Below are 26,677 nucleotides of genomic sequence, written 5' to 3'. Positions count from 1 at the left end.
TATGAAATTTCTAAAAAACGACCAAGTTGCTGTATTTGCTCTCGGTGGGCTTGGTGAAATCGGTAAAAATACATACGCTGTTCAATTTCAAGATGAAATTATTATAATTGATGCTGGAATTAAATTTCCAGAGGACGAACTCCTCGGAATCGATTATGTAATACCAGACTACACTTATTTTGTGCGAAACGAAGATAAAATTAAAGGGTTATTCATTACACATGGTCACGAAGATCATATCGGCGGAATTCCTTATCTATTACGTCAAGTGAACATTCCGATTTACGGCGGAAAATTAGCAATTGCACTCATCAAAAATAAATTAGAAGAACACGGCTTACTTCGTAAAGCAAAACTTTACGAAATTCAAGAAGATGACGTTATTAAATTCAAAAAAACGTCTGTATCCTTCTTCCGTACAACTCACAGTATTCCAGATTCGTACGGCGTTGTTGTGAAAACACCTCAAGGTCAAGTTGTTCATACAGGTGATTTCAAATTTGATTTCACACCAGTTGGTGAACCAGCTGATTTAACAAAAATGGCTGAAATCGGTAAAGATGGCGTGCTATGTCTATTATCTGATAGTACGAACAGTGAAGTTCCAAACTTTACTATGTCTGAGCGTCGCGTTGGTGATAGCATTCAAGACATTTTCCGTAAAGTAGACGGACGGATTATATTCGCAACCTTTGCATCAAATATTCACCGCTTACAACAAGTTATTGAAGCTGCTGTTGAAAACAACCGTAAAGTAGCTGTGTTTGGTCGAAGTATGGAAGCAGCGATTGAAATCGGACAAAACCTTGGTTATATTCGTTGCCCGAAAGATACATTCATAGATGCATCTCAACTAAACCGCTTACCAGCTAATAAAGTTGTTATTTTATGTACAGGTAGTCAAGGTGAACCGATGGCAGCACTTTCACGTATTGCAAACGGTACACACCGCCAAATTCAAATTATTCCTGGAGATACAGTTGTTTTCTCTTCTTCACCAATTCCAGGAAATACAATTAGCGTAAGTCGTACAATTAACATGTTGTACCGCGCTGGCGCTGATGTAATTCACGGGAAACTTTCAAATATCCATACAAGTGGACACGGTGGGCAAGAAGAACAAAAGTTAATGTTACGTCTAATTAAACCGAAGTACTTCATGCCAATTCATGGTGAATATCGTATGCAGCGTATGCACATGAACATAGCAAATGATTGTGGTATCCCTGAAGAAAATTGCTTCATTATGGATAATGGCGATGTTCTTGCTTTACGTTCGGATGAAGCTAGCGTAGCTGGAAAAATCCCATCTGGTTCGGTCTACATTGATGGAAACGGTATTGGAGATATCGGCAATATCGTATTACGAGATCGTCGTATCCTTTCTGAAGAAGGACTTGTAATTGTAGTTGTAAGCATTGATATGAAAGAATTTAAAGTTGCAGCAGGACCTGATATCATCTCACGCGGTTTCGTTTACATGCGTGAAAGCAGTGATTTAATCAATGATGCACAAACATTAATTACAACTCATTTAGAAAAAGTAATGGAGCGTAAAACAACACAATGGTCTGAAATTAAAAATGAAATTACAGACACATTAGCTCCATTCCTATATGAGAAAACGAAACGCCGTCCAATGATTTTACCAATCATTATGGAAATATAAGAAAAAGGACAATGCTATGAAGGCATTGTCCTTTTCTCTTATCTTAAAAAGTGTTTAAATCGATCCACTTCATCGTCATGACCAATGACAATTAATATATCTCCTGCTTGAATATTCTCCGTAGCCCGAGGGGATACGATAACTTCTTTACCTCGTTTAATTGCTACAATATTCAATCCAAACTTCGCACGAATATCTAATTCAATTAAAGAGTGCCCATCAATTTTTTTATTCGCAATAATCTCTACAATACTATGCTCATCTGAAAGCTCAAGGTAATCTAACACATTGCTTGATGCAATATTATTAGCAATCCTTTTTCCCATATCACGTTCTGGATGCACAATATGATCTGCACCTATTTTACTTAACACTTTTTCATGATAATCATTTTGAGCTTTTACAGTAATATTTTTTACACCCAACTCTTTCAAAATCAAAGTCGTTAAAATACTTGAATTTAAATTATCTCCAATAGCAACGACTACGTGATCAAAATTTCGAATACCAAGGCTTTTTAATACCATCTCATCTGTTGAATCTGCAATTACAGCATGCGAAGCTATATTTGCAAATTCATTAATTTTATCCTCATCTGAATCGATTGCCATTACTTCCATACCTAATTGAGCTAGTTCTCGGCAAATACTTCCACCAAAGCGACCAAGTCCAATGACAGCAAACTCTTTTTCTTTCTCACCCACAGGAATTCCTCCAATAACTTCAAGTACTATTTATTTTCAGTGTAACACACTTTATATGCGTCACAAAAACTGTAATTAGCTCTTATTTTTGTTTTTGTATATAAAAATATTGTTGCAAGTAAAAAGCGATACCAACAAGTAACATAGCAAATACAAATATATTTCCAAACGAACTAAATGTTTCAAAAACGAATAATAATGTTTCTTGACCAAAAAAGGCAAATAGCAGCTGTATGAATGCAAATAACAACGCCCATATGTAATGATGTTGATGAAATAAATAATGCGTTGCACCTAAAAAAGCAATAAACGAAAAGATAAAGATCCACCAATTTTCTAAAAATAGTTGCCAATTAGAAAATTGATATCCATTTACTAATATCGCAATAAGCGCGATAACTGCCATCGTCGGCACACTCCAAAATAATGCCCGTCCTCTAAAGAAACGAGTGCCTTTAACATCTCCTTTTTCATGTGCAATATATGTTAGTACTACTGTGCTTATATACAAAACAGAAAGAATTGTTAAAACGATAATGAGCCAAAAATGTAATTGATAATATTCATGTTCTATATTTGTCACGATTGCAGCTAACATACACGGAATTAACATTCCCGTCCAACCATCTACTTTTCTTTCATTCCAAAAGACCGTATTACCAATCCTTATTCCTAACAGCATAAAAATAATGATACCCAATACAAATAACGTAGTTTTATTCCCTACTAAACTCGTTGAGAAAGCAATTAATCCAATAAATAAAAAGAGCACAAACCCATTCATAATTTCTAGTACAGGTGATAAATATCTCTTCACCCATTTGTATGTTTCGTCATATTCATTATTATCTACTAGACGATAGGCATAAAAACTTATCCCAAAATAAACCGCCGCAATAATAACATACGCATATAAGACGAAACATAAAATCGCACTGCTAATTTGCACGTAATTCCCCACCCTTTTTTCTATGTTTCACATTGATTTTACACACTTTTCATACTAAAAGTAAACATATATAAGTTAGTCAAATAATTAATAATGAGCAGTGGCTAAAAACCCCCTGCTCATTATTAAAACAGTCCAATTAACTTTATTCTTTCATTTGTATGTAAACGCCTAAAACCAATCTATACGAACGTTACTTACACCTCAGAACAAAATTTTTTTTGGAAACTTCAAGAAAGCGGAAGTTTTATTTTCTATTCCCTTTCCACTTTACATATTGGCTTAAAAATGTAATTGCCTTTTCAATCACTTCTTCGTCTGGCTTTAATTTCGCATGATGTAAACCATATTCTGAATTTACTCCAAGCCAAAACATAAATCCAGGGATTTCTCGAAGCATATAACCAAAATCTTCACCTGTCATTGCCTCAGTACATGTAATAACATTCATATCTGTTTGTTTATGTACAAATTGCATAAACTCTCTCGTTAACTCTTCATGGTTATATACTTGATGATACATTGCTCCGTAATCTATAATCGCCTCACACTGGAAAGAAGCTTCGATACCTGCAACAATTGCCTCAATTCTGCTTTTCACACGCTTCATTGATTCTACTGATAATGTTCGAATCGTTCCTTCTAAACGAGATTTTTCTGCAATAATATTTTGAACCGTACCACCTGTAATTTTTCCGATTGTAATTACTGCACTATCAAGAGGATTTACATTGCGACTAATAACGGATTGAAGCTGTGTAACAAGATGACTCGCTGCAACAATCATATCATTTGCAGTATGCGGATAGGCAGCATGGCCACCTTTCCCTTTTAAATCGATATATAATTCTGAAGTATTGGCAAATAACAGTCCTTCTTTCGTTGCAATTGTCCCTACAGCGTATTCTGGTGCAATATGAAGACCAAGAATTATATTTGGTTTCCATTCTTTTAACTCTTCACTTTCTAACATAGGAAGAGCACCGCCTGGTCCTTCTTCTGCTGGCTGGAATAGAAATACAAGGTCATCATCTATTCTTTCGCTCACAGCTTTCGTTAGAAGGCCTAAACCGATTGTTGTATGTACATCATGGCCACATGCATGCATCATTCCTTCATGAATAGAAGCAAACTCATATCCAGTTTCCTCTGTAATTGGTAAACCGTCTATATCTGCACGATAACCTATTATTTTTTCTGGATTTTTTCCATTTACTTTAACGATTACACCCGTTTTCCATGTCTTCACTTCCACAAATTCATGAGAAAGCGTTCCTATATAATCTAAAATATACTGTTGTGTTTTCCATTCCTTAAATCCGATTTCTGGAATTCTATGTAGATCTCTACGAATTTGGACAAATTTGCTTACTGTCATTTTTGCACCTCTATCTATAAAAAGCGTAAGAGCCCATTTACGCTCTTACGCTTTTTTTTCTTTTTATTTCTCTGGGTTTAATTGACGAAGCTCTTGTTTAATTTCTGTTTTTGCTTTTGTCTTCTCATCAATTTCTTTAATTACACGTGCTGGAGTACCTGCAACAACTGTGTATGGAGGCACATCTTCTGTTACAACAGCTCCCGCTGCTACAACTGCACCTTTACCTACTGTAACACCCTCTAAAACAACTACGTTTGCACCGATTACTACATCATCTTCAACGATAACTGGTTTTGCAGAAGGTGGCTCAATAACACCTGCAAGTACAGCACCTGCACCTACGTGACAGTTTTTACCGACTGTTGCACGTCCACCAAGTACTGCGTTCATGTCGATCATAGAACCTTCACCAATTACAGCACCAATGTTAATTGTTGCATTCATCATAATTACAGCGTTGTCACCAATTTCAACATGGTCACGAATAATAGCACCGGGCTCGATGCGAGCTTTAATACCTTTTAAATCAAGCATTGGGATTGCAGAATTACGACGATCGTTTTCTACAACGTAGTCAACGATGTGCTTATTATTCTCATCAAGAATTGTCTTAATTTCAGACCATTCTCCGAATAATACACCTGATTTTTTATTCACAAATGCTTGTACTGTTTCAGGGAATGTTACTTCTTTTAAATCCCCTTTTATGTATACCTTTACAGGAGTTTTCTTTTCACTTTTTTGAATAAACGAAATAATTTCGTTAGCGTCCATCATTTTCATTCTTGTTGCCTCCTAAATCCATTTATAATGTTACTCTACCAAACGAAAGAGCGAGTAGCAAGATAATAATCTTATTTTTCCCTTTGAATTTCTTCTATAATTTCTAAAAATGCTTGTACTTGCTTCAACTGCCTTGCTGAGTCACTTGTTAACAACCATGTTTCTCTCGTCAATTGAACAGGTGTTTTATACATATTTTCCTGTACTTCCTTTAAAACAGTAGAAGGTAAAAGGGCATAACCTATACCATTTAAAACAAGTTGTTTGCATGTTTCAATTTGGTCAACTACAATCGTTCGCTTAGGCGGATTAGAAAATAAACCATACCACCAATTTTGTATTTGTCCATAATAAGTCGAGTCACTTTTAAATTGAATGAACGGCCTATTTGTTTCTTTTAGCATCGAAATATCTTTTATTTCTTTATCAACTAAATACAGTTCATCTTCAAATAATTTTTGCTTTTGACCTTTATATTCTTGTGTTCCCCTCAGTATAGCAACATGAACGTCTCCTTCATAAAACTGCTTTTGCACTTCACTACTCCATCCAGTAAACAGCGATATCTTTACAGAAGGATATTTATGCACAAACTTTTTCAAAACAGGAGGAAGCCAATATTGACCAATAACTGATGCAACAGCTATTTTTAACGTTCCATGAGTTTCCGTTCTAAAAACAGCTAGCTCACTTTTTATATCCTCTTCCTTTTGCAACATTTCTTTGGCATAATTTGCAACTTTTTCCCCTTCAGGTGTAATTGTCAATCCTTTTTGTGAGCGAATAAAAAACTTCATTCCCCATTGTTTCTCCATAGATTGTAATCGTTGACTCAGCGCAGGTTGGGAAACAAATAAACGTTCCGCCGCTTTTCTCATATTTGATTCCTGAGCTAACACAACCATCATTTGAAAATCATCAATTTGCAACTTTCTCCCTCTTTCCTTAGCTTCCATACACCTTATTTCAACAAGCTTTCATTCAGAAAATACAATTTTCCAGCGCAAACTTTCCTTATGTTTTATGTCTTTTTAAATATAATACATACACAAGTGATATGCACGAAAAAAAGTGACTTCTTCGTTTCTATGAAGTCACTTTTCTCACGTTATCGATTATGTTGCCTTACTTTCTTATTCAACAATTTTAAAATAGCACGACGTGTTAAAATCCCCTCAAAATAGCCTTCTTCATTAACAGCACAAATAAAAGGATGATCAATTGTCATTTCTAAAGCTTTTGCAAATGAATCTTCTAATTTAAGAAAAGGTATATCTTCCTTCATCACCTGCTCTACTTTCATATCATCAAGTCTTTCAAACTCAATACGCTCTAATCCTAACATACCATCTAATATCATGGCAGTACTAATCAAACCATGTAATTTATACATTGGATCTAAGACAGGTATCGCCGAATATCCAGATTTCACAAGAACGAGTAAAGCATGTTCTAAACCATTTCCAATTTGGACATGAGCTACTTTTTCCGATGAAATCATTAAATCCTTCACAAGAATTTGTTGAAATTCGTCTTTCGGAATACTAATCATATTACATCCCCCATTTTCCCTTTTTCCTGCTTATGTTCATAACTCTATTCACATTTTATGACAGCGTTTTCATATTATTATTTTGTCCTAAATTTATTTCAATAAAAATACAATCACACAGCTATTTTAGCATACAGCACAAAAAAAAGACTACCATTCCGGTAGCGCTTAATACCCTTTATTTTTTAATCTGTAAAATAACCTTGTGATTTTTTTATATTGCATCACATCCGTCTGTTTCAAACCATTCTCAATATCTGTAAGTTCCACAGCTAAAATTTCACTTGCATAATTTTGCTGAAATAAAATATCTAGTAGTAAACTTTCTTCTTCCTTCGTTAAAACAACTTCCCTTTGCATATACCCCTCTCCTTACAATCGCATCGTTACTCTTATTATATAAAAAATTTAACCTATTTAATAGATGTAATATTCAGTTTTTACCAAAAGATATGTAGCAATTGTAAACATACAAAAAGTCATTTCGTATATCGATTTGCATAGCTAAACGCCGCATAAGCATCCGGCTTAATTTTTGCAGTTAATCCCATCGCTCGAATTTTTTCTGTCATATCTAAAATAAATTCCTTTGTTAAACCATCATTCCCAATGTCTAAATGAATTTCCATTATGAATCCAGCCCCATCTTGAGCATAAGGATGCAATAACTCCCATATTGTTTGTATATGAGTAGGTGTAAATAGACATGCGATTTCTTGACTAAACTGCGTTTCTAAATATATTTTCTCACGTAAGGTTGCTGGCTTATCTTTTACTGATCTATGGTGTAAACAACCCCAGGCACCTTTTCCAACACGATGAATATGGATTGCTGTAATAAACCTCGTATCCTTTTGATGTGCTTGCGAGTCTGTCCCAATGGATAATCGATATAAATTTCGTGGATCCTTTTCAATGAAACTACAAATACGGCTAAAGACCATATCAAAATTTAAATGTCTCTCTGAAACATTGTAAAATTTATGTGCACCGTCCACAGAGTCACGTCCTTTCAATTAGACAGACTTTTCGTATTCTCATTGTATGGGACAAAAACTAAAATTATAACTTCCTATCCTTTATTCGTTTCAATATTTCGAATTACAAAGTGACAAACTTGGCACGTATAAATTACATTTTGATTAGATTGAGCCGTTAATACATGAGTAATCTCAGCAGAGCTTTGACAATTAGGACAAATCACAACTGGTAAATGTTCCATACGATAACCTCCTAGTTATATTTCTCCCACTATTTGCAGAACCCAGCAATTGTGAGAAGTTTAGCTTCACATATTCATCCGGTTGGCGGGACTACTTATCCACATGGATAGGCAAACTTACACAGATTAAATTTTCATTTTAATACCATTGTAGGAAAAATAAAAAAATTCTATACATTACGCTGGAAAGTAATAGAACTAAAAAAGGTACTGCCATATGGCAGTACCTTTTTTATATGTATCAAGAAATGATATCGTAAATCTCAATTGCAACCATGTCGATATTATCGAATTGGTACACTTGAGGTTTTTCACCTTGTTGATACACTTCTAACTCATACATTTCACTTTTATCGAAAAATTTCACGCTACATTTGCGCTCACCGTTCACTTCAAAATAGCGTTGTGCTACTTCACCGCTTTCAGCTTGTTCTTGTAGACTAACAAGTCGAGTTAAAATTCCTTGGAGTAGAGACATGAAATCTCTCCTTTCTCTGATCTTCCTACCAATAGGTTTTACAGCTATACTCATTCTATCCGTCATAACAGAAAAAATGTTCCACACTCTAGGATAAAGGTTATTGGCCAGAAACTCAACTAAAAATTTGTCGAAATGCGAAGGAAAAAACAGAAAGAACATATTTCCCCTTCTTTATTGCGGTTTTTATACTGGAAGAATATAATAAAAAACAGAAAAAAGGAGGAATTACAATGAAAAAAATTGAGGTTTATACACAACCTGATTGTCCGCCATGTGTTATTGTTAAAGAATTTTTGAAGCATAATAACGTTGCATATGAAGAATTTGACGTAAAAAAAGACGCTGCTGCTCGCAATCGTCTTTTAAACGACTATGATTCTTATTCAACTCCAACAGTCGTAATTGATGGCGAAGTAGTTGCAGGTTTTCAAATTGAAAAGTTACAAAAACTACTCAATATAGAATAGGAATAGGTAAATACCTATTCCTATTCTTATCCCGCTATTTGTAGGTAGTAAAACCCCAAAAATTTAGCTAAAGCAAAGGAGTTAGATGGGCTAGTAATCCCTCCCACTGATTAAAAGTTTCACTTTATAATTGTTGCAACCTTTTTATTTCAGTTAAGAGTTCCTGACTTTCATGATATCCTGCTAACTTCCATTTATCTTGATCCCTTTTCAATGTTACAATTTGATATTGTCCACTTTTTGTCCGCTCATATACATATAAATTTTTATGTTCTTCATCATACGATATTTTCGTTTCTGAATTAAAAGAAAACGGTGCTTCTTTTGCCGGAAGTAAATATTCACCACTTTGTTTATCACTTCTGCTATTTTCATCTGTAAACACTTGAAGGAAATTATCTGTAAAATACGGTGATAACGTCTCTATCATCTTATTCATCGGCAAATGCTTCCCACGAATTGAAAACTGGGTTTCATAGCCTTTTTGTATCGTTGTAAATACTTCTTTCCGATCAACTTTCACTTCCTCTTTCCCTAAAACAGTCGTAACACTATAACCAACTAGAAAGGCAACACATACAAATAGAACAAGCCATATTCCATATTTCCTCATTTTTTCACCTTCCTTTTAAAAGAACTTGTCTTTGTAGTATTCATTGTAACAATGATTATGCAAAGAAAGGACAGATTTCGTTCGTAAAATCTTTACAACGATAGACAGCATTTTCATCACCATTTTCACTATTACCAATTTATGATAAAAACAAACAAAAAATGCACGAATCTCTTCGTGCATTAAAATAAAACATCTTCTTCATATAAATATTCATAAGATAAATCTATAAATAAAAAGTTGTCATCATCTATTGGGAAAGAAAATGTTCGTACCATTTCGCCCGTTTCGATATCTGCATATAAATCTGAAAGCCTTGCCTTATTCTCAAAACGCATTTTCATGATATTCTCGAGAAAATACGGGCGCCAACTCCAGTTCTTCATATAATAATCCGGCATCACAATCCATTCTCCATCTTTTTTCATAACATTTCCTGATTGTTGGAAACCATCTTCATTACAAATAAATATACGAAAACTACACTGTGATACACTTTGACTAAATTGTAATAACCAATCATTTATATCTTCATTCTTTTTTTGTTTTGATAAAACATCGCCAATGCGATCGCGTAACATCTCTGTCAAATTATAAATTTTTTGTAACTTCTTCTTTTCATGCTGAATAAACTGATGACATTCATTACCAAGTCGCTCTTTCAAAACATTCGTTTCAATAAAATCAGGTAAACATTCTTTCAAATAATTACCTTGATAATATCTTCCGCCGTTCTTCCAAGCATATTGCAGTTGATAAAAAGCATCTATTTCTTCATATAACAAAGTTGCACCAATTCTTCTAGCAAGTAATGATAAAGAATATAAAATATCTTGATAAGATTGTAAAAGTGCTGTTTGCCTTAAATTCGTTAAATCTACTTTTAAAATATCAGGTGCTAACACGCTAATACGCTCTAAATTACTTGTGCCCGTTCCGACTTTATTAATCGAAATTTGAATACCATATGTACGATAATACATAAGCAAATGATTAAATTGCTCTATATCTTCTTTACATTCATGTTCTGTAATCTCTAAAACAATTTGTTTTAAATTTAAACCTTGTTCTTCATACCTCAATAAAAGTTGAAGCAAGCTTTCATCATCATCATTCATTAATACATTAGCATTCCGATGTATAAATAATAATAATTTTTGATCGCTTTCTAAATAACGATTTAAAGCTTTTTCTACTATAATATTATCCGCTTCCAGTTGAAATTCACTTGGAATCGAATCATCGTGAAAGAAAGAAGCTAAACTTTGTATGCCCTCTTCTGTTTGAATACGTCCTACTACTTCATATCCAATTACAGTATGCTCATCAGCACTAAAAATAGCTTGATAATAAGGAAGGACTTTATCCAAGTTACTCATTACATCTAATGCATCTATCAACGTGCTTCCCTCCCTTTACTTTTCAAAAATTATAACATGATATTTACGGAAAAATAATAAAAAATCCCTTCAGTTTTCCTGAAGGGATTAGAGGGGTAAAATGCTAAGGGGAATTAGCAATTCTACTATGAAGAAAAAAGAGGTCTTAAATATAACGTATATATGACCTCTTGTAAACACTTTTCTTTCATATGTCACAATTCCGTCACATTTAACCATAAAAAAATGAATCAAACATTCATTTTTTTATCCCTTTTAAAATGGATATTGATGTAAATGTTGTCCTCCATCCATTGTCATGCAAGTTCCATTTATGTACGCAGCTTCATCTGAGCATAAATAATAAGCTAGACCAGCGATTTCTTCTGGCGTACCCAGCCTTCCAAGCGGAACACTTTGTATCGTACGCTTAGCCATTTCTTCTGAAATCCATAATTTATCAGCACCGCCCGTACGTTCAATTGGTCCTGGCGCGATAGCGTTAACTCGTATTCCATATTTACGTCCCCACTCAACAGCGAGCGTCTTCGTCATCGCTAATACCCCTGCCTTCGCTGCAGCCGAATGAATAACTCCTGGACCTGCATCCCATGCATATGTTGCTACCATGTTAATGATATTCCCTTTTATACCTTTTTCAATCCAATATTTTCCGACAGCATGGCTACAGTAAAATGTACCGTTTAACACAATATTAATGACTGAATTCCAACCATTCACAGATAAATCTTCTGCTGGACAAATAAAGTTTCCAGCTGCATTATTTATTAAAACATCAATTCGACCAAACTTCTCATCAATCTGTTCAATCATTTTCTGAATGTCATCCGTATTTCTTACATCCATTTGTACAGGTAATACTTGCCCCGGAAATTGTTCAATTTCCAACTTTGTTTCCTCTAGTTTTTCCTTTGTACGTCCTGTAATAACAACTCGTGCCCCTTCTTTTGCAAAACGAGTCGCCATTCCTTTTCCCATTCCACTCGATCCACCTGTTATAATAACTACCTTTTCTTTCACATACATCCCCTCCAAAAAATGAATACACATTCATTTTATCACTTTATTTAATAGAAATCTTTATATTTTTAAACTTTTCTGATATTTTAATGTAAAGAATTTTCTTTTCATTCATTTTTTTTCGTAATCTATACTAAATTTTTATTATGTAAAGTATATTTTAAATAAACTGAAAGGAGATTCGAGTAGCCTATAAATGGAATAAAAACATTGAGGTATACTCATATTTTTATGAAGCACATTACAAGAAGAAATTTTCTAAAAATTGGTATGCGCACTTGTCTCTATTCATTTATAACCAGTGGCATTGGATACTACTATGCTAAATATATAGAACCCCATTTCATTTCTTTTACACAGCACACATTAAAATCACAACTCATCCCAAAAAGTTTTCATGGTATGAAAATTCTTCAATTCAGCGATTTGCATCTTGGATACTATTTCTCGCTTCAACATTTATCTCAAGTTGTTTCTAAAATTAATGCTGTAAATCCAGATATTGTCCTTTTTACTGGAGATCTCATTGATAATTACCAAACGTATACTGACACTCCTTTCGTTGCATCCATTTTAAAAAATATACAAGCCCCCTTCGGTAAATTCGCTATTTATGGTAACCATGATCACGGTGGATATGGAACTGAATACTATGAGCACATCATGCGTGAATCTGGATTTGAACTATTGCTAAATAATGAAAAAAGAATTCGTCTAATGGATAATAGTGAGATTTCTATTTTCGGTCTCGATGATATACTACTAGGCAAACCCAAAATAGAGAAAACATTAGAGCATGCACGACAAAATACTTATAACATTGTTCTTGTTCACGAACCAGATATCGCGCCCCAAGTTTCCAGATATCCAATCAACTTGCAACTTTCTGGTCATAGCCACGGCGGACAAGTACAAATTCCTTTTTTAGGAGCTATTATTACACCATCACTCGCCAAAGACTATATTGAAGGCTTCTATACAATTCAAGATTTAACTCTCTATGTTAATCGAGGTCTAGGAAGAACACGTGTTCCATTCCGTTTTATGTCAAAACCTGAAATTACACTTTTTACACTCCAACATTCGTAATAATTCGCCTATTTTCTTGCATATCCTTTCTTGTACGCGCTCATCCACGTTTCATTTACCATATGATGAAAGTGAGTCCAATAAAGGAGGTATGTTCATGTATCCATATTATCAACCAATCCCAGTCCGTTCAGCACCTATTGGTCCAGTAGGCGACTCACGCTTCTTCCCGTTTTTTGGCGTTCCCTTTCTAGCTGGAATTGCTGGTGGATTACTCGGCGGAGCATTAGCTTTCGGCCCTCGACCATTTTACCCACCTTATCCACCACCTTTCCCGCCGCCAGCACCTTATCCTTGTTACGGTGGACCATGTCAACAACCATACTATTACTAAGTTAAAATAACGATTCTTTCAAATGTTATTCTCTCAACGAGCCACCTTATTACACGCTTATAATAAAACTATTGTTTCTACTCATCCTCCCATTTTGGGAGCATATGAGTAGAAAAAAGTAAAAACCTCTTATAGACATAAGAGGTTTTTACTTTTTTCATTATTCAGCATCTGTATTTTGATACGCCATCTTAAACAACTTCACTTGGCTATCAATTTCTTCTGTACTACCATTAATAACATAATAGTAATCACCATCTTTATTTTGTTCCCGTGTTTTCACATTATCAGCTAATGTAAGCTGTAAAATCGCCTTAATTCGTGCCTTCATTTCAATATCTAATATGGGAAAAGATATTTCCACTCGCTTCTCCATATTTCGCGTCATCCAATCAGCTGAAGATAAATATATTTTCTCCTCCCCATTATGATGGAAATAATAAATACGGCTATGTTCTAAATATCTTCCAACAACACTAACTACACGAATATTTTCACTTACATTTAGAATACCAGGTCGTAGGCAACATGTTCCTCGAACAATGAGCTCTACCTTTACTCCAGCTTGTGATGCTTCGTACATTTTTTTAATTAATGGTTTATCTGTTAATGAATTCATCTTAGCGATAATATATCCATTTCCATATTGCCTATGATAACGGATTTCTTCATCTATTAAATCCATAAATTGTTCTCTTATATCAAATGGAGCAACAGATAAATGATGAAAATGTGGCTTTGTTGTATAACCACTTAAATAATTAAAGAAATTGGTTGCATCAACCCCAAAGTCTTTTCTTGATGTAATATATCCAAAATCAGTATATAACTTCGCTGTTGCATCATTATAGTTTCCAGTTCCAAGATGTACGAACCTTTCAATTTTTCCGTTTTTTCTTCTTACAACTAACGTAATTTTACTATGTGTTTTCAAGTGACTTACACCGTAAATAACATGACAGCCTGCCTGTTCCAATTCTTTAGCCCAATGAACATTGTTTTCTTCATCAAATCTTGCCTTTAATTCAACTAATACCGTCACTTGTTTTCCCTTTTCAGCCGCTATCTTTAACGCCTGAATAATTGGTGAATCACCACTTACTCGATATAACGTTTGTTTAATCGCAAGTACATTCGGATCGTCTGCCGCATCACGGACAAAATCAACTACCGGCTGAAATGATTCAAAAGGATGATGTAATAAAATATCATGCTCAATTGCTTTTTCAAATACATCTTCTTCATCACCTAAATCTTGAGGCGGTTGCGGAATAAGAGCCGGATATACAAGATGTTCATATAAAGGAGCTAGTTTTTTATATAAAGAAAACAAACATGTTAAATCTAATGGCCCATCCATTATATATACATCTTCATCTTTTACTTCCAGAACCTCATATAATAACGCTAATACTCTTTCATCAATGTGTTCTTTCCCAACTTCTAAACGTACAGCCCCCCCCCACTTACGTTTTTTTAATTCTTTTTCAATTACCTTTAATAAATCTCTCGCACCTTCTTCATGAATCGTTAAATCTGCATTGCGTGTAATACGGAAACGAGTAACAGATGATACTGTATATCCCGTAAATAATTTATGAGTAAAGCTACTAATTACGTCTTCTAATAAAATAAATTTATGCTTTTGCCCTTCGCTCGGTAAAAATATGAAGCGCTCAAGTAATGAAGGAACTTGTACAATTCCTAGCTTCGTCCGATTCTCTTCCTCCGCTTGCTTCTCATCATATAAAAGAGTAGCTAAATTCAAACTTTTATTTAATAACATTGGAAATGGGCGATATGCATCAATAGCTACAGGGGTTAACACCGGAAAAATTTGCTCATCAAAATACTCTTCTATAAATTCTCGCTGCTCTTTCGTCAAATCATGGAATGTTAAACGTTCAATTCCCTCTAACTCAAGCGCTGGCAATACATAATTTTTAAATGTATCATATTGTACTGTCATTAGTTCATGGGCTTTTATCGCAATTTTATTTAGTTGCTTTTTTGGTGTTAAGCCAGCTTTATTTTCTGGCTGATTAAATCCAGCACTCACTTGATCCTTTAATCCCGCTACACGTACCATAAAGAATTCATCTAAATTCGAACTAAAAATACTAATAAATTTCAATCTTTCCAAAAGTGGATTTTTTCCATCTTGCGCTTCTTGTAGTACACGTTCATTAAATGCTAGCCAGCTTAACTCTCGATTATTGTAATAAGCTGTATCATTTAAATTTACTGCATTCCCCTTCGATAATTCCATTCTCTTCACACTTCCCCTTGAAACTTTTTTACTATAATTTAGTTAATTTTATTTTATCAAATTACAATATTACAAAGTGTAAATTTTTCGTAAAGACATCCGTACGACCTAATGTTTTAGTTCAAATAACAAGTTAATATTCGTTTTTAATACTCTTTCTAACTGTTTTTTTTGTTTTTCAGCTTGCACTTTTTCTGCTAATGCAGACTGTTCACATAAAACTTTAAACGTTAATGCCTCTTTGCTTTCTGTTATAGATATGGTTTCAACAAGCGATCGTTGCCTTGCATTTAAAGCAGCTGAAAATTGTAAAACAGCTCCTAATAGGCGGATTTTTTTTTGTTCACTTTTATCAAACCAACCTTCAAATGGAGATAAATGTTGTTTAAATAGCATTTTTGATTTATAAGATGCAATAAGCGCTAACCTCACTCTATCTTTATGCATCATGCCATCAATTGTCTTATTCGCCAATAAATAAAACGTATGTAAACGGCTCGCTTCTTCGTCTATATATTTGCCTATATTAAATACTTTCGCTGCTTGATGGAATACTTCCCAGTCTTTTACTGACATAGAAATAAGCCCTATTTCCTCAAGTTGTTTGCAAATTAGTCTTCCATGTTTAATAAGTTGAATAACAAATTCCATGTCCATTTCGTATTCATGTGATAGTAAATGCAAACTTTCTTCAACTACGTTCGGATAATATGAAATCCCCAAATTTTTTGTCAACTCTTCATAGAAAACACCTTCTCTTAATCCTTTTCTACTTAATACAAATGCCGGTGCCTCTATAACATTAACAAGTGTATGAAATACTTCAACCGCTGGAATAATCGTATCCGCTCGATCTTTTGCCAATCCTTCCAATTTCTGAAGTTCTATGAACGACAATTTTTCCAACTCATCTTTTACATTTTCAATATCTTCTTCTTTCATCTTGTATAAATGTAATCCTGCTATAGGATAACATATTAAATTTTGATGGATTTTTACTAAGTTCCTCGCACTACCACCAATTGCAATAAGAGGCAATTTCTTATTGATGAACCATGGTAACGTTTGAAATTGAAATTCTAAATACTGTTGCATTCCCTCTAACTCATCTTTAGTAGGAATATCACCTTTAATAAATTGTTGCTTTAAAGAAAGTGCCCCAAAAGGAAAACTATGGTACTCTAAAATCTCTCTATTTCTAAAGTATGTAACTTCCGTACTTCCCCCACCAATATCTACCGTTATTCCTTCTGAAAACGATGTAGAATTCATAACCGCCAAGTATCCGTAACGCGCTTCCTCATATTCTGATAATACTCTAAGAGTAAAGTCCGTTTGTCCTTCAATAAGCTTTTTAATTTCCTCTTGATTCTCAGACTGTCTAATTGTTGCTGTTGCAACACAAAGTACATGATGCAACTGATGGAACCTTGTACTTTCTTGAAATTGAAATAATGTCTGTAATAATACTTCTATTCCCTCTTCATTCAACACACCATCAATTAAGTAATTCCTTAACCTAGCAACCACTTTCGTATTTTCAATCTCTTTATAAAAACCTCCATTTTGCTTTTCATAAATAACTAAACGCATTGTATTAGATCCAATATCTATAATGGCATACTGTTGTTTTAATATTTCTTTCAAACTTCTCACTCTTTCATTATCAAATTTCAAAAACATATTCTATTACTATTATACAAAATAGTTGTTTTTTGTAACAATATTGCTTTAATATTGAAAATATATACAATCACTTTTTGCATATAATAAAAACCTATTTTATTTATGCTATAATAATGAAAAATTGAAAGGAGATTCAATATGAAACCTTCACAACCACAATCTCAATTACAAAACCAACATTCTATTAATCGACTAGCTCAATCTATTTTCGTTGTGAATCGTCATGCTAAAGCAGCTACTAATCCTAAATATTTATACTGGTTAAAAAAGACAGCTTTAGAGCGTTTGATTGCCGAAAAAAAAGCAATTAAAGAAGGATTACACTTTTCTAGAAACCCACGTTTTAGCCAACAACAATCTGATGTCCTTATACGTTTAGGCGATTATTTTTTCCACATCCCTCCTACGAAAGAAGATTTTCGAATTCTACCGCATCTTGGTCATCTTGAATCCTCCTATCGAAATCCGAAAACAACCTTATCTTTAACAGTAGCAAAAAAAACACTTCAAGATTATATTGGGCCTGAAGCATTGAAACAAGAAAAAAAATTAAGTGAACCGGTTCCATGGTATAGTCGTACTTATACAAAAAAATAAAACAGTTTGGCCAAGTGTAGGCCAAACTGTTTTATTTTTTCTCTTCTTTAATTTTAATATTTGCTTGTTTATAAAAAGCTACTTTTTCTGTATTATAAGACTTTGTGAATTCATTAAATTTATCTTTTTCTGACTCAATATCCTTATAAGATTGATTTACTACTTTTACTTTTTCACTAATATCTTTTAATTTAGTACCTTTATCTTGTAACATTGTATATAACTCTTTTTCTTGTTTTAAAGATTTATTATAGCTGTCATACATTTTATTAAATGAATCGTGTCGTTTCTCATACATGCTTTTCACTTTATCAGCTTGATCTTTCAACTTATTATCTTCAATTTTCTTCACATACTTATCAGCTGACTTCACTTCTTCTTGCGCTTTATTTAAGGCCTCTTTTTCTTTTGTAAGTACTTTTTCTCGTTCAGTTGTATTCTTTGCTGCTTGATTCAGTTTTTCTTTAACAGTTTGATTATTATCTTTTCCTTCTTGCACAATCTGGTTATATAATTCTTGTCCTTCTTTCTCTAAAGTCTCAAGTTTTTTTGCATCTTCAAACATTGTTTTTTCTTGTTTAGCAGCGTTTTCAAACGCTACATATAATTCTTCTTCTGGTTTCGGTCCAAAACAACCGGCTAATAAAGTCATTGATAATGCAGTTATAATTGCTAATTTACTATATTTCAACATCTCTTCCTCCTACTTATAAACGACCATCGTGTAATATAAAAAAGTTATAAAATATGTAATTGTTCTATACACTCGCATCTTTTTTACGAAGATCATTAATATTGTTTGTACAAATTATTACTTAATATTACATTATTCTTTTTGAAGTATTTAGCAGTTCCATATCCATCTTTAAGTATAGTACTTCGTGTTCTTTAAAATCTGTTCACACTATGTATTACCTTAATGGCCACAGAATTTCACCTCAGTCTTAATAAGACTATAATAGTTCACCTGATAAAAGGTGATTGTTCCGCTCTCACGTCTATCATTCCCTTTCCAGCTTTCTATCAAATAATCTCTTTGTTCATTTTACACAGTACAATCGATATCTCGCAACAACTTACAAATATTCTTTTCATTTCCTAAAAAGGAAAAGTGTAGAGCTTGCTTTCCTCTACACTTTTAAAATAAAACACATTGTGCAAATTGCATTGACACTACCATCATAATTATATGCTTATTTCATATATTTTTAAAGACTTTTATTACAAACGCAGCGTTTTTTTGTAATAAAAGTCAAAAAAATGTTACAAATAAAACTTCTTCCTATCAAATATCTTCAAATCAAAGCTTCACTCATTTTCTTGCAAATTTCTATACTGGTACAATTGATTTTGCGACTTTCTCAACAGTTCTTCAAACGTTTTTCCTTCTACTGGATAGCTAGCTGCTCCAAATAAAAGAGTGACACTGAGTAAATCACCTTCTATTTCACTTTCAATATTTTTCATTAATCTGTTTGTTATTGTTGATGTTTCATGACCATTATCAATTGCTACAATAACATACTTATTTTCATCCCACTTTGTAACAACATCTCCCTTCCGAATTGACTTTACAATGGTACTCTCTAATTTTTGTACTAACACTCCCAATTTTTTTTCTTGCAACGTGTCTTTTAATCCTTCCCATTCTTTTACAGAAAGAATGTAAACTGTAATATTACGGGAAGCTCTTTCAGATAAAGCGGCTACTTTCCCAAAAAAATCAACAACAAAATCGTTGCTTGCCATTCCTCCTACTTCTTCATTCATACGCTTGTTCGCTCTTTTATCGTACCAATGTCCAAAATAATAACTTAGTATCATTTGCAATATATAAATAATAAAGACGGTATAAAATGATCGTGAATCCAGTTTTGCAATTACATCCTGAAGTGCAATCCATTCTGTAACTGCCACTGTATTTCCAAGTAATAATCCACTAATTTTCCCTTTATGTTTCATACTTCTCCCCCTTTTATACCAATATATGTTTCTATATCAATAATGTTTTTCTACCAAATAAAAAATGTACATATCCAATGTACATTTCTGCTTAAGCTTGTATACCTTTTCTACTCTATTTCATATATATAATATATAACTTTTATAGAAAGGAGTAATCTATATGCTACAAAAAGAGAATCTATCAGATGCTATGCGGTTACTAGCTGGTTTTCTATTATCATTAAAATTATTATTTACCTCTTTCGGCATACACTTTATTACAAACGATCAAATTGACGCTATTGTTAATGTTGTTTCATTTTTATTTATTCTATACTTTGGCTACAAAAATAACTATGTAGGAAAAAAAGGAATGGAGCAAAAGAAAATACTCAAAAAACACAACCTTCACTAAAAAAAGGAACCTTTTGTACAGGTTCCTTTTTATTATTGACGCACAACAACTTCATTTGTTTGCAGTGGACCATATGATATCTCTTTATCTTGAAATGTATATGTAGCCTGAAAGAATGCTTGTTTAAGAGCTTTATCTTTATTAGCTTTTATTTTACAACGTAGTTCCACCTTTTCATTCGGTAACAAATCATCAATTCGCCACCTTACAAGCTGGAATAAAAACTCACTTATCCCCTTATCAACTTTTAAAGAATTAGGAATATAAGCAAAGTAATCTCGAATCATATGACTTACAACAACTCTCGAAATCATTTCTACCCCTTTATTTTCCACTTCAATTCTCATAATAAGTATGTCGTTTACATCGTAGGTCAATTCATACGAAAATTGTTCTGTATACATACTACCAATTTTTAATGTAACGGCTACTTGAGGAAATTCATTTTCCTTTTTCGATCCGTCAATCCACAATACTGGTTGTAGCGGTATTGAATACTTTCCTGTATCCGAAATTCGTCCCCATATTTTCATAATATATATTCACCTCATTTCAGATGTATCATACACACAATGAATTCCCCAAATTACTAAAGCTTACTACAAGCAATGTTTAATATTTCTCTTCCTTTTATCCTATTCGACAATATGAAGAAAAAACCATTTTTCATCTATTAACAGAAGGTGTTCTTAATGAAATTTTTTTACAATTTACTTTATGGCAATATTCAATATGGCTCACTCGTTCTCTACTCATACGAAAGAATATTTTGACGGAAGAAAAAGTTTGCCTTATAGTCAAATTTGACTATAATATTCTTTATGGCATATCAGTGCACTTATGGAAAAGAAATTAAAATCACCTATACATTTAAATTTTTTATCCACTGCACTCAAAACTTAATATAGTTTACTTATTTCTAAAGGAGGGTTATATTTGGAAACTCAACCATTAAAAAAAGACGCCAACAAGACAAAATTTGTTGTTGCTGGTTTACTGCTTGGTATATTAATGGCCGCAATGGACAATACAATCGTTGCAACCGCAATGGCAACAATTGTTGGAGACTTAGGAGGATTTGATAAGTTTGTTTGGGTCACATCAGCTTATATGGTAGCAACAATGGCAGGGATGCCTATCTTCGGGAAACTTTCTGATATGTACGGGCGGAAACGTTTTTATATTGGTGGCCTCATTCTTTTCTTATTCGGTTCTGCGCTCTGCGGAACAGCTTCAAGTATTGAGCAATTAAGTATTTATAGAGCTATTCAAGGTATCGGTGGTGGTGCCCTTATGCCTATCGCCTTCACAATTATGTACGATATCTTCCCACCAGAAAAACGTGGGAAGATGACAGGACTATTCGGTGCTGTTTTCGGGACCTCTAGTGTATTCGGTCCTTTATTAGGCGCTTATATTACAGACTATATAAGTTGGCATTGGGTCTTCTATATCAATATTCCATTAGGACTTATCTCCTTTTTCTTCATTACTAAATACTACAGTGAGTCTCTAGAATTTAGAAAACAAAAAATTGATTGGGCTGGTGCTATTACACTTGTCATAAGTATCGTTTGCTTAATGTTCGCATTAGAACTTGGTGGTAAGGAATATGCCTGGAATTCCACTGTAATTATTGGCTTATTTACAACAGTAGTTATTACGCTTATTATTTTCTTCTTTGTAGAACGAAAAGCAACCGAGCCTATTATTTCGTTCCATCTATTTAAAAAACCTTTATTCGCAGCTAGTCAAGGAGTTGCCTTTTTCTATGGTGCCGCTTTTATTATCTGTACAGTTTATATTCCAATCTTCATTCAAGGCGTTCTTGGAGGTTCCGCCTCTAATGCCGGATTAATTTTAACACCAATGATGGTTGGTTCTGTAATTGGAAGTCAAACAGGAGGACAATTAGCTTCTCGAACAAGCTATCGTAACATTATGATGGTATCTGGCGTCTTCTTCGTTCTTGGTATTTATTTATTAAGTACTTTAACAATGGATACACCTCGTTTACTCGTAACACTATTTATGATTCTCGCTGGGCTTGGTGTTGGCTTCTCATTCTCAGTATTAAGTATGTCTTCTATTCACAAATTAGAAATGCGAGACCGTGGTTCGGCAACATCAACAAACTCATTCTTCCGATCACTCGGTATGACTCTTGGTGTAACGATTTTCGGTACAATTCAAAATCATATTTTTACAGATAAACTAAACTCTGTGTTCCCCCCTGAACTAGCAAAATTAGCTCCAAAAGGTGGAGACACAAGTTTCTTATTATCACCAGGCGCTACCGCAAAAATTCCTGCTGAAATATTAGCGGGTATTAAAGAAGCTCTCGCTACATCTATTGCGAACACATTCTTCTGGGCACTTATTCCGGCTGTACTAAGTATTATTTGTATTTTACTTATGGGAAATGAACGCCTCTTTACAGGCCCTAAAAAGAAAGAAAAACAAAAGCAAGTCAGTTAATATAAAAAAGAAGCGGCATATCCCTTTATGAAAAAGGATATGCCGTTTATAATATGTATAAAGTTAATCTTTAATCAGTGGCGGTTTTGTTCATCCCCCACTGATTATTAATTGAACCAATCGGGCTTTTACGGACAGCCCGCCCCCCACCTAACTTCTTTGGTTCCGCTGAATTTTTGGATGGGTGTCTTACTGCCCGTTAATGCCGGATAAAGTTTTTATATACAGGAGTTGAGACAGCATGAGCATGAAATTAGTCATTCTCGGCTTGCTACTCGAAGGAGATAAACATCCATATGAAGTGCAGCATATTATGAAAGAACGACAAATGGATTGTTACATTAAATATGCTAAAGGATCACTTTATTACGCCTTCGAGCAATTAGAAAAGCAAGGCGCAATTCATATTACAAATGTAATTAGAGACACAAATCGACCTGACAAAACGATTTTTCATATAACAGAAGAAGGCAAAAAACTATTCCACACTTTACTATTAAAACAATTCGAAGCAAAAAACCAAATATATAAACCTATTTATTCAGCCTTATCTTTCGCTCACTTTAGCAATGATCACGAATTAGTTCCTATTTTAGAAAAAAAGAAAAACGATACTCTTCAATATTTATATACTATGCAAACGATATATGATTGTAATAAAGGAAAGGTTCCACGTGCACAACTATATATTTTACAAAGTGTAATTGAGCATATTACAGTTGAACTACAATGGCTAAACACCCTCCTTAAAGATGCTATAGCAGGCCGGCTTTCAGAAGTTGCTATAGATGAAAATTGAGCTATGAAAGAAGACATCCCTACTTCTTTCATAGCTCAATTTCTCTTTTTATAATGTAATATTATTAGTTACTTCAGAATGTAAAAGTCAGAATAATAAGAAATAAAAACTTTGGAATTTTCTTATTTTAAAACAGTAGACAAAATTCCAAAAATTGTGTTAGAATTTGTTTCAATATCATATCGCTTGTTAAATTCCTTTCAAAAGGAAAATAGGTACACGAAAGTTTCGTTTCGTGTTTAAAAGGGAAGCTTGGTGAAACTCCAACACGGTCCCGCCACTGTAAATGCTGAGATTTCTTTTTAGTGCCACTGTGAAAACGGGAAGGTGAACGAAATTATATGAAGCATAAGTCAGGAGACCTGCCTGTTTTAACAACACTGATAGATTCACGGATGATGATGAGGTGTTAAAACAAAAAGGAAGGCTTATTTTCTATGTCTTTGTACTTTTTGTTATAGGTATTTCCTAGTAAACGGAAATGCTTACTTTCAATTAGGGAGGAATTTAAAATGGCAATTCAAACAAGTAACTTAGGTTATCCACGTATCGGACTACAACGAGAGTGGAAAAAAACATTGGAAGCTTTTTGGTCCAATAAAATCGATGAAGAACAATTTTTAACAACAATGAAAGAAATTCGCCTTCAACACGTAAAAGTACAGCAAGAAAAAGGGATTGAACTCATTCCAATTGGCGACTTTACATATTATGATCACGTTTTGGATACTGCTTATATGCTAGGATTTATCCCATCACGTTTTTCTGAGTTTACATCTTACCTTGATGTATATTTCGCAATGGCGCGTGGCTCTAAAGATCACGTAGCTTCTGAAATGACAAAATGGTTTAACACAAACTATCATTATATCGTTCCTGAATATGAAGAGGGATTACAAATCTCTTTAAAAGATAATCGTCCACTTCGCTTATACGAAGAGGCAAAACAAGAATTAGGAGTAGATGGAAAACCTGTTATTTTAGGACCATATACTTTCTTAAAATTAGCTAAAGGTTATACACAAGAACAATTCGCTACGATTTTAAAACAATTAGTTGCACCATACGTACAACTGCTTTCAGAACTACATGCAGCTGGTGCACAAGTCATTCAAGTTGATGAACCGATTTTCGCTTCTTTAACGAAAGAAGAAGTTCAACAAGCAAAAGAAATTTATGAAGCTATTCGTAAAGAAGTTCCAAATGCGAACCTTCTTTTACAAACATATTTTGATAGTGTAGAAGAAAACTATGAAGAAATTATTACATTCCCTGTATCCGGTATTGGATTAGATTTCGTTCATGGTAAAGAAGGTAATCTACATGCTATTTCAAAATATGGATTCCCAGCTGATAAAACTTTAGCTGTCGGTTGTATAGATGGCCGTAACATTTGGAGAGCTGACCTTGATGAAGTTCTTACGTTATTTACAACGCTACAAAAACAAGTCCAAACGAAAGACTTCATTGTTCAGCCTTCTTGTAGCTTATTGCATACACCAATCGATAAAACAGAAGAAACTCACTTATCGACTGAGCTATTTGATGCGTTAGCATTTGCAAATCAAAAATTAGAAGAGTTAGTTCTTATTCATTCTGCTCTCACTAAAGGTACAGAAAGTATTAGTAATGAGCTGGAAACATATCGAAATGTACATCATACAATTCGTTCATCTGCTGTACGTAACCGTGAAGATGTCAAAGCAGCACGAACAGCACTAAAAGAAGAAGATTTTTCACGTCCTCTTCCATTTGAAAAGCGATACGAATTACAACAAGTTGCCCTAGAGTTACCATTGTTACCAACAACAACTATCGGTAGCTTCCCGCAAACAACTGAAGTTCGTCAAACGCGAAAAGAATGGCGTAACGGTGTTATTTCAAATGAACAATATGAAAAATTTATTGAAAAAGAGACAGAAAAATGGATTCGTTACCAAGAAGAAATTGGTCTTGATGTCCTTGTACATGGTGAGTTTGAAAGAACTGACATGGTCGAATATTTCGGTGAGCGTCTTGCTGGTTTCTCATTCACTAAAAACGGTTGGGTACAATCATACGGTTCCCGCTGCGTAAAACCACCTGTTATTTATGGTGATGTAGCCTTTATTAACGGAATGACTATTAAGGAAACTGTTTATGCACAAAGCTTAACAGAGAAAGTTGTAAAAGGAATGTTAACTGGACCTGTTACAATTTTAAATTGGTCCTTCGTTCGAAATGACATTCCAAGAAAAGAAGTTTCGTATCAAATTGCATTAGCTCTTCGTCACGAAATTGAACTACTTGAATCTTCCGGAATTCGAGTAATCCAAGTCGATGAGCCAGCACTTCGTGAAGGAATGCCACTAAAAGAAAAAGATTGGGACGCTTATATTACATGGGCAGTTCAATCCTTCCTTTTAGCAACTTCTTCTGTAGCAAATGAAACACAAATTCATACTCATATGTGTTACAGTAACTTCGAAGATATTGTTGATGCGATTCGCGCATTAGATGCAGATGTGATTTCTATCGAAACATCAAGAAGTCACGGTGAATTTATTGATACATTAAAACATACAACATATGAAAAAGGCATCGGTCTAGGTGTATATGATATTCATAGCCCACGTGTACCGAGTAAAGATGAAATGTATAAAATCGTAGAACAATCTTTAGAAGTATGCGATCCTAAATATTTCTGGATTAATCCTGATTGTGGTTTAAAAACGAGAAGAACAGAAGAAGTTATTCCAGCTTTAGAGCACATGGTGCAAGCAGCAAAAGATGCTCGCTCCCTGCTAAAAACAAACGCATAACGAAAATGGGTTATCCTTATTGAG

General features: G+C 33.9%; 27 protein-coding genes and 1 riboswitch. Of the genes, 9 read left to right on the top strand and 18 right to left on the bottom strand.

The features are described from left to right. The first annotated feature begins 1 nt into the window (after nucleotide 1). On the top strand, nucleotides 2-1,669 hold the full coding sequence (rnjA, locus tag N2V92_RS14985) for a ribonuclease J1 (RefSeq protein ID WP_000670375.1): 1,668 nt from the start codon (nucleotides 2-4) through the stop codon (nucleotides 1,667-1,669). A gap of 38 nt (nucleotides 1,670-1,707) precedes the next feature. Here the strand turns inward: rnjA and N2V92_RS14980 are convergent, their stop codons facing one another. From N2V92_RS14980 to N2V92_RS14935, 10 genes are all read right to left on the bottom strand, one after another. Then, the gene (locus tag N2V92_RS14980) at nucleotides 1,708-2,373 is read right to left on the bottom strand and encodes a potassium channel family protein (RefSeq protein ID WP_000504032.1); all 666 of its coding nucleotides are present in this window, start codon (nucleotides 2,371-2,373) and stop codon (nucleotides 1,708-1,710) included. 82 nt (nucleotides 2,374-2,455) lie between these two features. Then, on the bottom strand, nucleotides 2,456-3,322 hold the full coding sequence (locus N2V92_RS14975; protein ID WP_001167320.1) for a hypothetical protein: 867 nt from the start codon (nucleotides 3,320-3,322) through the stop codon (nucleotides 2,456-2,458). Nucleotides 3,323-3,569: 247 nt separating this feature from the next. Then, a complete protein-coding gene (locus N2V92_RS14970) occupies nucleotides 3,570-4,700 on the bottom strand; it encodes an N-acetyldiaminopimelate deacetylase (RefSeq protein WP_000218671.1) in 1,131 nt (376 codons plus the stop codon). 63 nt (nucleotides 4,701-4,763) lie between these two features. Beyond that, complete coding sequence (gene dapD, locus N2V92_RS14965) at nucleotides 4,764-5,486, bottom strand: 2,3,4,5-tetrahydropyridine-2,6-dicarboxylate N-acetyltransferase (protein ID WP_000783241.1); 723 nt, start codon at nucleotides 5,484-5,486, stop codon at nucleotides 4,764-4,766. Between the two features lie 71 nt (nucleotides 5,487-5,557). Next, nucleotides 5,558-6,442 carry a LysR family transcriptional regulator gene (locus N2V92_RS14960; RefSeq protein WP_003261853.1) on the bottom strand — a complete coding sequence of 295 codons (885 nt, stop codon included), beginning with the start codon at nucleotides 6,440-6,442 and terminating at the stop codon, nucleotides 5,558-5,560. A gap of 152 nt (nucleotides 6,443-6,594) precedes the next feature. Continuing rightward, entirely contained in the window at nucleotides 6,595-7,038 is a 444-nt protein-coding gene (gene cbpB, locus N2V92_RS14955) for a cyclic-di-AMP-binding protein CbpB (protein ID WP_000623573.1), read from the bottom strand. Between the two features lie 168 nt (nucleotides 7,039-7,206). Then, complete coding sequence (gene abbA / locus N2V92_RS14950; protein WP_001188692.1) at nucleotides 7,207-7,398, bottom strand: antirepressor AbbA; 192 nt, start codon at nucleotides 7,396-7,398, stop codon at nucleotides 7,207-7,209. Between the two features lie 119 nt (nucleotides 7,399-7,517). Continuing rightward, nucleotides 7,518-8,036 carry a ribonuclease H-like YkuK family protein gene (locus tag N2V92_RS14945; RefSeq protein ID WP_000348492.1) on the bottom strand — a complete coding sequence of 173 codons (519 nt, stop codon included), beginning with the start codon at nucleotides 8,034-8,036 and terminating at the stop codon, nucleotides 7,518-7,520. A gap of 74 nt (nucleotides 8,037-8,110) precedes the next feature. Further along, nucleotides 8,111-8,260 carry a hypothetical protein gene (locus N2V92_RS14940; protein ID WP_000400650.1) on the bottom strand — a complete coding sequence of 50 codons (150 nt, stop codon included), beginning with the start codon at nucleotides 8,258-8,260 and terminating at the stop codon, nucleotides 8,111-8,113. A 241-nt stretch (nucleotides 8,261-8,501) separates the two neighbouring features. Beyond that, nucleotides 8,502-8,738, bottom strand: a complete 237-nt coding sequence (locus tag N2V92_RS14935; protein ID WP_000055151.1) for a YkuJ family protein — start codon at nucleotides 8,736-8,738, stop codon at nucleotides 8,502-8,504. Nucleotides 8,739-8,971: 233 nt separating this feature from the next. Between N2V92_RS14935 and N2V92_RS14930 the strand changes: the two genes are divergently transcribed. Then, on the top strand, nucleotides 8,972-9,208 hold the full coding sequence (locus N2V92_RS14930) for a glutaredoxin family protein (RefSeq protein WP_000717872.1): 237 nt from the start codon (nucleotides 8,972-8,974) through the stop codon (nucleotides 9,206-9,208). Between the two features lie 124 nt (nucleotides 9,209-9,332). Here N2V92_RS14930 and N2V92_RS14925 read toward each other — a convergent pair whose 3' ends face one another. The 3 genes from N2V92_RS14925 to fadH all read right to left on the bottom strand — a co-directional run bounded on the left by N2V92_RS14925 (nucleotide 9,333) and on the right by fadH (nucleotide 12,241). After that, nucleotides 9,333-9,821, bottom strand: a complete 489-nt coding sequence (locus tag N2V92_RS14925) for a DUF3993 domain-containing protein (protein WP_001233816.1) — start codon at nucleotides 9,819-9,821, stop codon at nucleotides 9,333-9,335. Between the two features lie 182 nt (nucleotides 9,822-10,003). Then, nucleotides 10,004-11,221 carry an EAL domain-containing protein gene (locus N2V92_RS14920; protein WP_000564306.1) on the bottom strand — a complete coding sequence of 406 codons (1,218 nt, stop codon included), beginning with the start codon at nucleotides 11,219-11,221 and terminating at the stop codon, nucleotides 10,004-10,006. 255 nt (nucleotides 11,222-11,476) lie between these two features. Beyond that, the gene (fadH, locus tag N2V92_RS14915) at nucleotides 11,477-12,241 is read right to left on the bottom strand and encodes a 2,4-dienoyl-CoA reductase (protein WP_000660913.1); all 765 of its coding nucleotides are present in this window, start codon (nucleotides 12,239-12,241) and stop codon (nucleotides 11,477-11,479) included. A gap of 231 nt (nucleotides 12,242-12,472) precedes the next feature. Here fadH and N2V92_RS14910 point away from each other — a divergent pair, with 231 nt between their 5' ends. Next, nucleotides 12,473-13,330, top strand: coding sequence for a metallophosphoesterase (locus N2V92_RS14910; protein WP_002082238.1), 858 nt, complete (start codon nucleotides 12,473-12,475; stop codon nucleotides 13,328-13,330). Between the two features lie 97 nt (nucleotides 13,331-13,427). Next, entirely contained in the window at nucleotides 13,428-13,664 is a 237-nt protein-coding gene (locus tag N2V92_RS14905; protein WP_000283738.1) for a hypothetical protein, read from the top strand. Nucleotides 13,665-13,824: 160 nt separating this feature from the next. Here N2V92_RS14905 and N2V92_RS14900 read toward each other — a convergent pair whose 3' ends face one another. Both N2V92_RS14900 and N2V92_RS14895 read right to left on the bottom strand, forming a co-directional pair. Then, a complete protein-coding gene (locus tag N2V92_RS14900) occupies nucleotides 13,825-15,933 on the bottom strand; it encodes a polyphosphate kinase (protein WP_000423552.1) in 2,109 nt (702 codons plus the stop codon). Between the two features lie 108 nt (nucleotides 15,934-16,041). After that, nucleotides 16,042-17,616, bottom strand: coding sequence for a Ppx/GppA family phosphatase (locus N2V92_RS14895; RefSeq protein ID WP_017763557.1), 1,575 nt, complete (start codon nucleotides 17,614-17,616; stop codon nucleotides 16,042-16,044). Between the two features lie 141 nt (nucleotides 17,617-17,757). On the opposite strand from N2V92_RS14895, the gene N2V92_RS14890 reads away from it, so the two are divergent. Beyond that, complete coding sequence (locus tag N2V92_RS14890) at nucleotides 17,758-18,216, top strand: YkyB family protein (protein WP_000804864.1); 459 nt, start codon at nucleotides 17,758-17,760, stop codon at nucleotides 18,214-18,216. A 31-nt stretch (nucleotides 18,217-18,247) separates the two neighbouring features. Here the strand turns inward: N2V92_RS14890 and N2V92_RS14885 are convergent, their stop codons facing one another. Together N2V92_RS14885 and N2V92_RS14880 are read right to left on the bottom strand one after the other, a co-directional pair. After that, a complete protein-coding gene (locus tag N2V92_RS14885) occupies nucleotides 18,248-18,910 on the bottom strand; it encodes a YkyA family protein (RefSeq protein ID WP_000922470.1) in 663 nt (220 codons plus the stop codon). A 614-nt stretch (nucleotides 18,911-19,524) separates the two neighbouring features. Beyond that, nucleotides 19,525-20,178 (bottom strand): diguanylate cyclase domain-containing protein, encoded by a 654-nt coding sequence (locus tag N2V92_RS14880; RefSeq protein WP_000680815.1) that lies wholly within the window; start codon nucleotides 20,176-20,178, stop codon nucleotides 19,525-19,527. Nucleotides 20,179-20,341: 163 nt separating this feature from the next. Here N2V92_RS14880 and N2V92_RS14875 point away from each other — a divergent pair, with 163 nt between their 5' ends. After that, entirely contained in the window at nucleotides 20,342-20,575 is a 234-nt protein-coding gene (locus N2V92_RS14875; RefSeq protein ID WP_000939448.1) for an SPP1 phage holin family protein, read from the top strand. Between the two features lie 32 nt (nucleotides 20,576-20,607). Here N2V92_RS14875 and N2V92_RS14870 read toward each other — a convergent pair whose 3' ends face one another. Further along, nucleotides 20,608-21,108: a hypothetical protein gene (locus N2V92_RS14870; protein WP_000708116.1), complete on the bottom strand. Its 501-nt coding sequence runs from the start codon at nucleotides 21,106-21,108 to the stop codon at nucleotides 20,608-20,610. A gap of 403 nt (nucleotides 21,109-21,511) precedes the next feature. On the opposite strand from N2V92_RS14870, the gene N2V92_RS14865 reads away from it, so the two are divergent. The 3 genes from N2V92_RS14865 to metE all read left to right on the top strand — a co-directional run bounded on the left by N2V92_RS14865 (nucleotide 21,512) and on the right by metE (nucleotide 26,653). Then, nucleotides 21,512-23,053, top strand: coding sequence for an MDR family MFS transporter (locus N2V92_RS14865; protein ID WP_000449901.1), 1,542 nt, complete (start codon nucleotides 21,512-21,514; stop codon nucleotides 23,051-23,053). Between the two features lie 241 nt (nucleotides 23,054-23,294). Then, nucleotides 23,295-23,852, top strand: coding sequence for a PadR family transcriptional regulator (locus N2V92_RS14860; RefSeq protein WP_000062064.1), 558 nt, complete (start codon nucleotides 23,295-23,297; stop codon nucleotides 23,850-23,852). Between the two features lie 196 nt (nucleotides 23,853-24,048). Further along, nucleotides 24,049-24,236, top strand: a riboswitch (cobalamin riboswitch). Between the two features lie 128 nt (nucleotides 24,237-24,364). Further along, the gene (metE, locus tag N2V92_RS14855; RefSeq protein WP_001007602.1) at nucleotides 24,365-26,653 is read left to right on the top strand and encodes a 5-methyltetrahydropteroyltriglutamate--homocysteine S-methyltransferase; all 2,289 of its coding nucleotides are present in this window, start codon (nucleotides 24,365-24,367) and stop codon (nucleotides 26,651-26,653) included. The last annotated feature ends 24 nt before the right edge of the window (nucleotides 26,654-26,677 follow it).

Source organism: Bacillus sp. CH_48 (assembly GCF_038008465.1).
In the GTDB taxonomy this organism is placed as follows: Bacteria; Bacillota; Bacilli; order Bacillales; family Bacillaceae_G; genus Bacillus_A; species Bacillus_A thuringiensis_S.
The sequence above is the reverse complement of the archived record's forward strand: the minus strand, read 5'-3'. Positions and strand labels throughout refer to the sequence as shown.